The organism is Candidatus Planktophila sp. (assembly GCF_040402315.1).
Lineage (GTDB): Bacteria > Actinomycetota > Actinomycetes > Nanopelagicales > Nanopelagicaceae > Planktophila.
This window is the reverse complement of sequence record NZ_JBBAMU010000026.1, coordinates 1-11852: the sequence shown is the minus strand read 5'-3', so window position 1 is coordinate 11852 and position 11852 is coordinate 1. Positions and strand designations below refer to the sequence as shown.

The 11852-nt window shown below is 48.9% G+C and carries 12 protein-coding genes and 1 tRNA gene; 3 read left to right on the top strand and 10 right to left on the bottom strand.

Features of this window, described 5'->3' with window-relative positions:
* Positions 1–1058, top strand: a 1058-nt coding sequence (locus AC9UEP_RS04865) for a phosphoenolpyruvate carboxylase (RefSeq protein WP_509544531.1), incomplete at its 5' end; no start/stop codon positions are given.
* A 97-nt stretch (positions 1059–1155) separates the two neighbouring features.
* Positions 1156–2391 (top strand): Glu/Leu/Phe/Val family dehydrogenase, encoded by a 1236-nt coding sequence (locus AC9UEP_RS04860; protein ID WP_509544529.1) that lies wholly within the window; start codon positions 1156–1158, stop codon positions 2389–2391.
* A gap of 23 nt (positions 2392–2414) precedes the next feature.
* On the opposite strand, the gene pth is transcribed toward AC9UEP_RS04860, so the two are convergent.
* The 5 genes from pth to AC9UEP_RS04835 form a co-directional block, all read right to left on the bottom strand.
* Positions 2415–2990 (bottom strand): aminoacyl-tRNA hydrolase, encoded by a 576-nt coding sequence (gene pth / locus AC9UEP_RS04855; protein ID WP_509544526.1) that lies wholly within the window; start codon positions 2988–2990, stop codon positions 2415–2417.
* Between the two features lie 17 nt (positions 2991–3007).
* The gene (locus AC9UEP_RS04850) at positions 3008–3631 is read right to left on the bottom strand and encodes a 50S ribosomal protein L25/general stress protein Ctc (protein ID WP_509544523.1); all 624 of its coding nucleotides are present in this window, start codon (positions 3629–3631) and stop codon (positions 3008–3010) included.
* Between the two features lie 120 nt (positions 3632–3751).
* Positions 3752–4732 carry a ribose-phosphate diphosphokinase gene (locus tag AC9UEP_RS04845; protein WP_509544521.1) on the bottom strand — a complete coding sequence of 327 codons (981 nt, stop codon included), beginning with the start codon at positions 4730–4732 and terminating at the stop codon, positions 3752–3754.
* Positions 4733–4737: 5 nt separating this feature from the next.
* Positions 4738–6165 (bottom strand): bifunctional UDP-N-acetylglucosamine diphosphorylase/glucosamine-1-phosphate N-acetyltransferase GlmU, encoded by a 1428-nt coding sequence (glmU, locus tag AC9UEP_RS04840; protein WP_509544519.1) that lies wholly within the window; start codon positions 6163–6165, stop codon positions 4738–4740.
* Between the two features lie 16 nt (positions 6166–6181).
* Positions 6182–6253, bottom strand: a tRNA-Gln gene (locus AC9UEP_RS04835).
* Between the two features lie 54 nt (positions 6254–6307).
* On the opposite strand from AC9UEP_RS04835, the gene AC9UEP_RS04830 reads away from it, so the two are divergent.
* Positions 6308–6805, top strand: coding sequence for a MarR family winged helix-turn-helix transcriptional regulator (locus tag AC9UEP_RS04830; protein ID WP_509544517.1), 498 nt, complete (start codon positions 6308–6310; stop codon positions 6803–6805).
* Positions 6806–6813: 8 nt separating this feature from the next.
* Here the strand turns inward: AC9UEP_RS04830 and AC9UEP_RS04825 are convergent, their stop codons facing one another.
* Genes AC9UEP_RS04825 through rsmI form a run of 5 tightly spaced genes read right to left on the bottom strand, consistent with a single transcriptional unit; the run spans position 6814 to position 11827 of the window.
* On the bottom strand, positions 6814–7725 hold the full coding sequence (locus tag AC9UEP_RS04825; RefSeq protein WP_509544515.1) for a 4-(cytidine 5'-diphospho)-2-C-methyl-D-erythritol kinase: 912 nt from the start codon (positions 7723–7725) through the stop codon (positions 6814–6816).
* A 9-nt stretch (positions 7726–7734) separates the two neighbouring features.
* The gene (rsmA, locus tag AC9UEP_RS04820) at positions 7735–8565 is read right to left on the bottom strand and encodes a 16S rRNA (adenine(1518)-N(6)/adenine(1519)-N(6))-dimethyltransferase RsmA (protein WP_509544512.1); all 831 of its coding nucleotides are present in this window, start codon (positions 8563–8565) and stop codon (positions 7735–7737) included.
* Positions 8562–9419 (bottom strand): TatD family hydrolase, encoded by an 858-nt coding sequence (locus AC9UEP_RS04815; RefSeq protein ID WP_509544509.1) that lies wholly within the window; start codon positions 9417–9419, stop codon positions 8562–8564. Before AC9UEP_RS04815 ends, rsmA begins: the two co-directional genes overlap by 4 nt.
* Positions 9420–9425: 6 nt before the next feature.
* Positions 9426–10988, bottom strand: a complete 1563-nt coding sequence (metG, locus tag AC9UEP_RS04810; RefSeq protein WP_509544506.1) for a methionine--tRNA ligase — start codon at positions 10986–10988, stop codon at positions 9426–9428.
* A complete protein-coding gene (rsmI, locus tag AC9UEP_RS04805; protein WP_509544534.1) occupies positions 10985–11827 on the bottom strand; it encodes a 16S rRNA (cytidine(1402)-2'-O)-methyltransferase in 843 nt (280 codons plus the stop codon). Before rsmI ends, metG begins: the two co-directional genes overlap by 4 nt.
* Between the last annotated feature and the right edge of the window lie 25 nt (positions 11828–11852).

The window sequence follows — 11852 nt, the reverse complement described above, 5'->3', positions numbered from 1 at the left end:
TGCAGGAAGTAATGCTCGGATACTCAGATTCAAATAAAGATGCCGGAATCGCAACATCGCAGTGGGAGATTCACCGGGCACAGCGCATTCTGCGCGATGTGGCAATAAAGCATGGCGTGAAGCTTCGCTTATTCCATGGTCGTGGTGGTTCGGTCGGCCGCGGTGGCGGACCAACATATGATGCACTAATTGCCCTTCCTTGGGGTTCAGTTGATGGCCAAATCAAGATGACTGAACAAGGTGAAGTTATTTCAGATAAGTACGCACTGCCAGCACTTGCGCGTGAGAATGTTGAACTCATTTTGGCCGCATCACTTGAGGCAACAATTCTTAATCGTGGGCCGCGACAGAGCGCTGAAGATTTGCAAAAATGGAATGACTGCATGAACTTAGTAAGTGACAACTCCTTTACTCGCTATCGCGCACTCGTTGATCACCCAGATCTTCCCGCCTACTTCTATGCCTCAACTCCGGTTGAACAACTTGGAAATCTCTTCCTTGGATCTCGTCCGTCGCGTCGCCCTGATGCAGCCGGTGGTCTTGATTCACTGCGCGCTATTCCATGGGTCTTTGGCTGGACCCAATCTCGTCAGATTGTTCCTGGCTGGTTTGGTGTGGGCTCGGGGTTAAAGGCTGCTCGTGAAGCTGGGAAGTCAGATGTGCTGGCGCAGATGCTTTCCGAATGGCACTTCTTCGCAACATTTATTAGCAATGTTGAGATGACTCTTGCCAAGACTGATCTTGTTACGGCAAAGCATTATGTTCAGACCCTTGTTCCAGCTGAGCTTCACCACTTCCTGGATGTCATCACAGCAGAGTTTGAACTAACCGTTGCCGAGATTCTTAACTTGACCGGCAAGTCATCATTGCTCGGAGATCAGCCAGTCTTGGCTCGTACACTGCAGGTCCGCGATACCTATCTTGCTCCACTACAACTTCTGCAAGTCACACTGCTTAACCGTGTGCGCGAACAAGGCGAGCAGGCCGACCCAGCTTTGATCCGTGCACTACTGCTCACAATCAACGGTGTTGCAGCGGGACTTCGAAATACCGGCTGATTCTCACGCCTGGCTGAGGGGGTTGTTAACCTCGATTTCACAATAAGTAAACCAAATCTCACTTTCAGTTGATTTCTCTTCTCCGTAGATTGCTGCTATGACTAATGCGCACTCATCAGCTTTTCAGGAAGTTAATCAGAAGGTTTCGCAGGCTGGCGAAATTCTCGGCCTAAAACCAGGTTTGATAAGCGCCCTAAGTACTTGTGAGCGTGAAGTAGTCATATCGATTCCACTTCGTCGTGGCGATGATGTGGAAGTTCTAACAGGGTATCGAGTCCAACACTCAAGTGCGCGAGGGCCACGTAAGGGCGGCATCCGTTTTCATCAAGATGTAGATCTCGATGAAGTCCGCGCTTTAGCATCACTGATGACATGGAAAACTGCACTCATTGATGTTCCTTTCGGCGGTGCAAAAGGTGGCGTTGCAGTGAATGCCTCACTTCTCACTGACATCGAAAAGGAAGAAATCATCCGTCGTTGGACTCGATCCTTGGTTCATGTGTTGGGTCATCACCGCGATATTCCAGCCCCTGATATGGGAACAGATTCAAGAACGATGGCTTGGCTGATGGATGAATTCCATCGCCTTGAAGGATTTCAACCTGCATGCGTAACAGGAAAACCTGTGGAGCTTTTCGGTGCACCTGGTCGTGAAGAAGCAACAGGGAGGGGTGTTGCACTGATTGCGGCTGCAACTCTTAAAAAGCATAAGATGAAAGTCGAAGGTACCACTGTTGCTATTCAAGGATTTGGAAATGTTGGGCGTTATGCAGCACTGGTCTGTCAAGAATTGGGGATGAAAGTTATTGCTATCTCTGATGTTTCTGGTGGGATTGTAAATAACAAAGGCATCGATATTGCTTCGATTTTTTCACATAAGAGTTTAGAGACAGTCGAAGCCGATAATAGAGTTGGTGCCGCCGAGATTCTAGAAATACAGTGCGATGTTTTAATTCCCGCGGCCTTAGGCGGTGTAATCAATGAAGGAAATGTGGCCAAAATTAAGGCTGAATTCATTATCGAGGGGGCAAACCAACCCATTACATTTGCCGCCGATAAAGAACTACGCACTCAAGGTGTAGTAATTGTTCCTGACATCTTGGCTAACTCTGGCGGAGTTATGGGTTCATACTTCGAATGGACTCAAAATATCCAAGAATTTAGTTGGCCAATCGAAAAATTCCGGAAAGAGTTGGATTCCCGAATGGAGCTAGCCTTCACTAACGTCTTGGGGGTCTCTAAAAAACACTCAGTCGACATGCGCACTGCAGCCTTTGTTGTAGCTGTAGGTCGTGTTGCTCATGCATTTGAACTTAGAGGTTCACTTGTCTAAGAAATGCCCAAAACCGCACCAAGTCAGCTGTTGAATTTACTCTGAGTTAAATCAAGTCCATTTTCAATCAAGAACTCAACACAGTCAGCGCCGCGCTCGATAAATTCATCTAGGGATTTCTTCTCTTCTTTACTAAATTGCTTAAGCACAAAGTCTGCTGGGTCTTGCTCGCCCATGGGGCGACCAATTCCAAGTCGAATACGAAAATAATCTGCCGTACCAAAAGAAGATGTCAGTGATTTCAAACCGTTGTGGCCGTTATCACCGCCAGCAAGCTTTGCCCGAATCACCGCGTATCCGATATCTAACTCATCGTGGAGCACAATGACCTTCTCTGGTTCAACTGAATAGAAAGAGGCGAGCGCTTTAACCGGGCCGCCAGTTTCATTCATATAGCTTTTGGACTTAGCCAAAATGATTGAGTGGGCATCAACGCCAACACCTAGTTTGTAGGCTGCAATATCGCAACGAGATTTATGTGATGAGAGTTTTAGCTTGTGACGTCGTACCAGCTGGTCAATAACCATCTGACCCACATTGTGACGGGTGGCAGCGTATTCATCGCCCGGATTACCGAGCCCCACTACCAACCACGTCATATGTGAAAGTCTAAGTGTTAAGCGTCCTTCTTCTCTGCATCTGTAGCAGGTGCCGCAGCAGCATCATCGGCGGCAGGTGCCACAACTGCAATTTCTTCAACGGCTGTCGAACGCTCTGATAAGTGAACAATGATTGTGTTCGCTGGGCTGACCAGGGTTGTGCCTTCGGGAAGTACTACATCAGATGCGTACTTTGAAGTTCCGGATGTCATTCCTTCAATATCAAGAACAAGGAACTTAGGAATCGAAGTTGCTTCTGCTTCAATTTCAATTGAGTTGTGTTGGTGCTCAAGGATGCCGTCTGGGTCGTACTTACCTTCAGTGTGAACAGGGACAGCAACAGTTACCTTCTCACCGCGGCGCACGAGTACGAGATCGACGTGCTCAAGGATCTGCTTGAGTGGATGGCGAACAATCGACTTTGGCAGGGTTAGCTCTGTCTTTCCATCAATCTCAATATTAAGAAGAACGTTTGACTCTTTGAGTGCAACACCGAGTTCGCGTGCTGGAAGAGTGATGTGAACTGGCTTCTCACCATGGCCGTAGATAACAGCTGGAACTAGACCCGAAACGCGTGCGCGACGTGATGCACCCTTACCGAATTCAGTACGTGTAGTTCCCTTGATTGATACTTCTGCCATGTTAAAGCTCCTCTAATAGATACTTCTTTATGTTGCGAAGTTCCAGCAGGAGTTGATGCCTACGCCGTCGATCACGGATAAATTTCACCCTCGCCGGAACGAGGCAAAGGTTAGCGTGAGTTAGCTATGTCCGTCAAAAAGGCTGGTCACTGAGCCATCTTCGAAGACTTCGCGGATTGCGCGAGCCAAGAGGGGGGCGATTGAAAGAACTGTGAGCTTGTCGAATTTCTGGTCCTCCGAGAGCGGAAGCGAATCTGTAACGACTATCTCGACCGCTCGGGAATCCCTAAGACGATCAACTGCCGGGCCGGAAAAGACCGCATGTGTTGCTGCCACGATGACATCTTTTGCGCCGCCCTCGAAGAGTGCATCAACGGCTTTAGTAATTGTTCCTGCGGTATCAATCATGTCATCGATTACGACGCAAGTACGCCCCGTGACATCTCCGACAACTTTTCCTACGACCGACTCATTAGGAACAAGTGGATCGCGAGTCTTATGGATAAATGCGATGGGGCAGCCACCGAGAAGTTCTGACCAACGCTCTGCAACGCGAACACGACCTGAGTCTGGTGAAACGATGGTGAGCATGGAGCGATCAACTTTGCTGCCGACATAATTTGCCAGCATTGGAAGTGCGAAGAGGTGATCTACTGGTCCATCAAAGAAACCTTGAATTTGTGAAGTGTGGAGATCGACAACCATGAGGCGATCAGCACCAGCTGTCTTAAATAGATCAGCCATCAGGCGCGCTGTTATCGGTTCGCGACCTCGGCTCTTCTTATCCTGACGAGCATATGCATAAAAAGGTGCAACTACCGTGATGCGCTTTGCTGAGGCGCGCTTGAGGGCATCAATCATGATGAGTTGTTCCATGATTTGCTTATTAATTGGGGATGAGTGTGACTGAATTACAAATGCATCACAGCCGCGAACTGATTCTTCAAAGCGAACAAAAATTTCACCATTGGCAAAGTCATAAGCTGAAGTCGGTGTAAGTGGAATACCTAACTCTTTGGCAACTTGCTCTGATAGTTCTGGAAATCCGCGGCCGGAAAAGAGACGAAGTTTTTTCTCTGAGGACAATCGGATTTCGCTCAAGAAAGTTAGCCTTTCTGCTCGTCGCTACTGTGGCGCATCGCTACCTCAGCAGATTTTGTACCAGGGCGCTTACGCAGTACCCAACCTAGTACATTTCTCTGCCTTGCTCTGCCAACACCAATCGCGCCGGCCGGAACATCTTCAGTAATGACAGAGCCAGCGGCGGTATATGCGCCATCTCCGATTGTCACGGGTGCGACCAAAATCGAATCACTTCCGATCCGAACATGATCGCCCACCACGGTGTAATGCTTTTCCACGCCGTCGTAGTTCACAAAAATCGTGGCTGCACCGATATTGCTACCCTCGCCAATAACAGCATCTCCGACATAAGAAAGGTGTGGGACCTTAGAGCCCTCACCGAGAGTTGCATTCTTCATTTCAACAAATGCGCCAGCTTTGGAGCCGGTAAGTAACTTGGTTCCGGGGCGTAGGAATGTAAAAGGTCCGACATTTACCGATGCTCCGATAATCGCATCTGTGCAATGTGATTCAAGTATGTGGGCGCTCTCACCCACTGTGCAATTATGCAGAGTCGAACGTGGGCCGACTACCGCACCGCTTGCCACCGTTGTTGTGCCAGTAATTGCAGTGCCGGGCATGACTATGACATCTCTTTCAACGGTTGCTGTGGAATCTACCCAAGTACTTAATGGATCAACAATAGTGACACCTTCACGCATGAGATCTTCGTTGATGCGATCGCGCAAGAGCGCGGCCGACTCGGCCAGCTGCACTCGGTCATTAACGCCAAGAATTTCAATAAAGTCTTCAATCAGAACGGGTGCAATCTTTCCACCTTCATTGCGCAAAATCTCAATCACATCGGTCAGATAGAGCTCGCCTTGGGAATTACTTGATTTCAGTTTTCCGATTGCTCCCGCAAGCTTTACCGCATCGAATGCATAGACTCCTGAATTAACTTCAATGATTTCTCTTTCCATCTCATCAGCATCACGTTCTTCCACAATGCGAGCCAAAGAGTCATCATCTGCCCGAATAATTCGGCCATAACCGGTTGGATCTGGATGTAGGGCAGTCATAACAGAGGCGGTAAAACCACCCGCATGATGATGCTCGAGTAATTGCGTGAGTGATGTTCCTGTGATCATCGGGGTATCCCCAGCGAGAATCAAAATCGTGCCAGCAGGCTTTAAACCAACGAGCGCTAACTGTGTTGCATGGCCTGTTCCGCCACGCTTTTCCTGAAAGACGGTTACTGCATGCGGAGCAATCTCTGCGATGTGTGCTTCTACCTTTTCACGGCCCGCACCAACAACGACACGAACTTGCTTGGCCGACAGGCCACTGACTGCGTGCAATACATGACCCACAAGTGTGCGACCAGAAATTGAATGAAGAACTTTTGGCGTAGCAGACTTCATACGCGTACCTTCGCCCGCAGCGAGAATCACCACGGTTTCTAGCGTCATGAGGAAAGTCTACTTGCTCCGCCACCAGGTATCGATCCTGGACCCTGGGCTTCAAAGGCCCATGTGCTAGCCACTACACAATGGCGGAACCTATATTCTCCCTTATATTCGGTAGTGCTCGCGACCACTAAACTCACTTCTTATGGAGCAACGCGATGAAGTCGACCGCCTCATTGCGGCGTGGAAGCGCGAACGCCCCGACTTGGACCTCACTCCCCTTTCGGTATTAAGCCGCATCACCCGAATTTCGCGACACCTGGATATCGCCCGCAGAGATGCATTTGGTGAACTCGAAAATTGGGGCTTCGATGTATTGGCCGCGCTGCGCCGTGCTGGAGCGCCTTATCAACTTTCGCCAGGTCAACTCATGCAAGAAACAATGGTGACAAGTGGCACCATGACAAATCGGCTAAATCACTTAGAAGATTTGCAGCTAATTACCCGCGAGCCAGATCCAAACGATGGTCGAGGATCACTGGTGACTCTAACAAAATCTGGAATCCGCGCAGTTGATGCAGCGATGGAAGAGCTGCTAAGTAACGAGCGTAAATTACTCAAGGAGTTAGCAAGTAAAGATCAGGTGCAACTTGCTGAACTGCTTAGCGCTTTGGTCTCTAAATTAGATAGCGAAGTTGAATAAGTAATCTACTAAATTACTTTGGCTCCATGTACTGGACCATGTGCTCGAGTCACACTTCCGACAACACCGCTGGCAGTCAGCGCCACAGCTAAATCAAGCCCGGCATCTTCATCAGCTACCAAGAATGCAACGGTGGGACCTGAGCCAGAAACTATGGCACCCAATACGCCGTAATCACGACCTACTTCAAGAACAAGGCTCAGTGCTGGGCGCAACGAGCACGCTGCATTCTGTAAATCATTAGTTAACGCACTTCCCACTCCTGGTGCATCTGCTGCCAACAAGGATTGCATCAGAACATCTGATACTTGTGGCGCTGCAATATCTAGCTCTGCCCGCATGCGATCGCACTCGGTATAGACAGCAGGAGTTGATAAGCCAACGCTAGAAAGTGCTAGCACCCAGTGATAGCTACCTCGAGAAAGTGCGGCGGTGAGTTGATCCCCGCGACCTTGCCCAATTGCAGTTCCACCGGAGATCATGAATGGCACATCACTTCCAAGCTCTAAACCCATTGCGTGTAACTCCTCACGAGACATCTCTAATTGAAAGAGCGCGTCCATAGCTACCAGAGTTGCCGCAGCATCGGCACTTCCGCCTGCCATTCCACCAGCAACTGGAATGGATTTCTTGACCTCGATGTGCACATCAACGGCAAAATCAAACTTACTTCCCACAAGTAACGCGGCTTTCACAGCCAAGTTTGAATGATCTTCTGGAACCCCGTGGGTGTGCTCACCTGTGACAGAGATCGTGACGCCGCTTCCAGCATGACTTTTTGAAACCGTAACGTCATCAAAGATTGATATCGCTTGAAAGACAGAGACTAGGTTATGAAAACCATCAGATTCGCGAGGCCCAACAGATAACTGCAGATTCACCTTCGCTGGAACCCGAACTGTTACAGAATTAGTTGCCACGTTAAAACTCTACCCTTGTTTCGCAATTGCGCAGAAGGCGCTGATATCGAGTGCTTCACCGCGCAGTGTTGGGTCTATTCTGGCAGCAGTGAGGTGGGATTCAGCAGCAGCAGAGCCACCATAGAGAGATGACAGGGCAGAGCGCAGCATCTTGCGTCGTTGCGCGAATGCTAAATCGATGATGGTAAATACTTTCTTGCGAAGTTCTTCATCTCCTGGTGTTTGGCGACGAACAAAGGCAACTAACTTTGAATCAACATTCGGCTGTGGCCAGAAGATGGAACGCGATACCGAGCCAGCGCCAGTGACATCAGCCCACCATGCCGCCTTCACGCTAGGAATTCCATACTCTTTTGAATTTGGTTTTGCCGCAAGTCGATCTGCAACCTCAGCTTGCACCATCACCACACCGCTTCGCAGTGAAGGAAATATCTCAAGTAAGTGCAGGAAAACTGGCACCGAAACGTTATAGGGCAGATTAGCAATCAACACTGTGGGTGCAACCGGTAGCTCTTTTAGCGTGAGTGCATCTTGATTAATAACAGTCAGCACATCGGCGCGATCAGAATGTTTGGCAGCAGTTGCAGCAAGCGCGCCGGCTAGCCGAGCATCAATTTCGACTGCAATTACTGACTGTGCTTCTTCCAACATGGCAAGTGTGAGTGAACCCAGACCTGGCCCAATTTCAAGTGCAATATCACTCGATGTTAGCCCAGCAGTTCGAACAATTTTTCTACACACATTGCCATCGTGAACAAAGTTCTGGCCTAATGATTTTGAAGGCTTGATATCTAGGGAAGCTGCTAATTCACGAATCTCCGAGGCACCAAGCAGACTCATACAAAGCTTCCAAATATGCGCTCTGCATTAAGAGATAGCGCTGTGGCAAGTTGCGCCACATCTTCGCCACGCTCAGTCGCCATCGCCCGGACTATATTTGCAATTTGTGCCGGAGTATTAAGTGCACCTCGGTATGGGGTGGGCGCCAAGAAAGGAGAATCTGTTTCCACAAGGAGTTGATCGTGTGGAACTAACTTCACCGCTTCTCGCAGCTCCGGTGCATTCTTAAAGGTCATGGTGCCGGCAAAGGAGAGGATATATCCGCGCTCAATACAGATTTTTGCCATGGCAACATCACCTGAGAAACAATGAAAGACAGTCTTTTCCGGTGCGCCTACTTCTTGTAATACCGATAAGACATCCGCGTGTGAGTCACGATCGTGGATCACCAGTGCCTTATTGGTCTTCTTTGCTAGTTCGATATGCCATTTAAATGATTCTTGTTGGCGCTGCTGCAGCTCTGGTGGAGTCCAGAAATAATCTAACCCAGTTTCACCAATAGCGCGCACACGCGGTTCTTGGGCAAGTTTTTCAATGATAGCCCAGTCGTGTTCCATATCCTTAACTATTGGAGCTTCATTGGGATGTAGTGCAACAGTTGCCAAAACTCTTCCTGGGTAATTATTTGCCAGGTCAACGCACCACTGTGATTGTTCAGCTGAATATCCCACCTGTATAACGCGATCTACATTTACTGATTTTGCATCATCTAAGACTGTGCGCACAGCATCAGAGTCAGCTGCTTCATTAGTAACTATTTCAAGATGCGCATGTGCATCGACAGTCGGAACTGGAAGTGGCTCTGGAAGTGGAGCTTGCTCGCGCTCAATATCTCGGTTGTGGCGATCTGCCATAAAAAATTACTCTTTAACTTCTAACCGTGGAAAGAGAACAGGTGTCTTGGTCACGATTGCACCTTGTGGAAGTTGTCCCCATGTTGCAACCTGTGATATCTCTTGCTTACCGATTTCACCAAGGGCAGCGCGCGCGCCCAGTGATTCCCACAATATTTGCGTCGTTGCCGGCATTATTGGGTGCAACAAAATTGCAAGTGCGCGTAGCGATTCGGCGGTGTTATAAAGAATTGCCTCAATTTGCACCTGATTAGCAGGATCTTTAGCGAGAATCCACGGCTCTTTCTCGGTAACAAAACCATTTACACGCTTGCAGTAATCCATGATGGCATTGATTCCACCCTGGAAATCAAGTGCAACCATTGCTGCATCAGCCTTATCCGCGGTTTCTTTCAGAGCTTGTGCGAGCCCGGCATCGCGGGCAACTGCCGGCACAGTGCCACCACAATACTTTTCAATCATCGCGGCAAGTCTTGATGCCAGGTTTCCAAAATCATTTGCAAGTTCCGATGTGTATCGGGCGCTCATATCTTCCCAAGAGAATGAGCCATCGCTCCCAAATGGAATAGCGCGAAGGAAGTAATAGCGGAATGCATCGACCCCAAAATGATCAGTAATATCTGAAGGAGCAATACCGGTGAGCTTTGACTTACTCATCTTCTCGCCGCCAACAAGTAACCAACCGTGTGCAAAGACTTTCTTGGGAATATCAATTCCGGCAGCCATCAGCATTGCTGGCCAGATCACCGCATGAAAGCGCAAAATATCTTTTCCAACTAAGTGCACATCTGCCGGCCAGGTAGCAGTAAATTTCTTACCACCTTCTGAATCAGGTGCGTCCGTGAGTCCTACCGCTGTTGCGTAATTAAGGAGTGCGTCAAACCAGACATAAACAACTTGATCGGTATCCCACGGAACTGGAATTCCCCAGTCAAATGTGGAGCGTGAGATAGAGAGATCAGAGACTCCACCTTCAAGAAATGCCACAACTTCATTGCGGGCACTTTCAGGTTGACAGGCTTCTGGGTTTTTCTTATAGTGATCGAGTAGTGGTTGGGTAAAATCGGATAGTTTGAAGAACCAGTTGTTTTCATTAACCAACTCGATAGGTTTGCTATGAATGGGACAGAGTTTTTCACCATCGGCATCGATTAGATCGCCTGGTAATTTAAATTCTTCACAGCCAACGCAATATGGTCCTTCATATTTTCCAGCATAGATATGCCCAGAATCTTTCAAGGATTGCAGGAACTTCTGAACGCGTTCGGTATGGCGCGGCTCAGTTGTGCGGATAAAGTCATCGTTTGCAATATTGAGCGCTTCCCAATTCGGTTTCCACGCTTGGGCCACTAACTTATCTACCCAGGCTTGCGGGGCAACGTTATTTTGTTCTGCAGTGCGCATGACTTTCTGGCCGTGCTCATCTGTTCCGGTTAAGAACCACACTGACTCCCCGCGTTGACGATGCCAACGAGTAAGGACATCACCAGCAACTGTTGTATATGCATGGCCAATATGTGGCGCATCATTTACATAGTAAATAGGCGTTGTCAGGTAGAAAGACTTCATCTGCTCATCTTATTCGCATCGACTACCGCTGCATAAACGATCTTCTTCGGAATTGAGAATTCTTCGGCAACAGTGGCAATTGCTCCCTTGCGGTCCATGCCGGCCGCTTCATATTCACGAACTCGGGCAACCGCGTCATCTGCTGTACGCACTTCTGAACCTGCGGCAACTCCAGCAATCACAAGCGTGATTTCGCCTAGAACCTCACGACCTGCTGCCCAAGCAATAAGTTCGGAAAGTGGTCCTCTGATTGTTTCTTCGTAGGTCTTTGTCATTTCCCGACAAATTGCGGCAGCTCTATCAGCTCCCAAAATTGAAGCAGCATCGACTAATGATTCGTGCAAACGGTGCGGGGCTTCGAAGATCACCATCGTGCGTTCTTCAAATCGTAGTGATTCATAGAATGAAGTACGAGCACCGTGTGCGCGAGGTGCGAAACCTTCAAAGGTGAAGCGATCTGTTGGTAGCCCAGAGAGTGCAATTGCCGTGGTGGGCGCACTTGGCCCAGGGATAACAATTGTCGGTAGCTTTTCAGCAATGGCATCGCGCATGAGTCGAAATCCGGGATCACTAATTGTTGGCATCCCGGCATCAGTAACAACTAATACTTCTTTACCTTCGCGCAGCAGAGTAAGAATCTCTTGGGTTCGGTCACTTTCATTTCCTTCAAAGAAGGAGATGATCCGTGCCGTAAAGGTGACTCCGAGATCTGATGCCAATCTATGAAATCGGCGTGAGTCTTCGGCGGCGATAATCTCGGCCGATTCAATTGCCATTTTCAGGCGCGCGCTTGCATCGAGGGGGTTTCCCAGAGGAGTTGCAGCAAGAACTAGTGCCATATGCGAATACTCCCATATTCTCTGC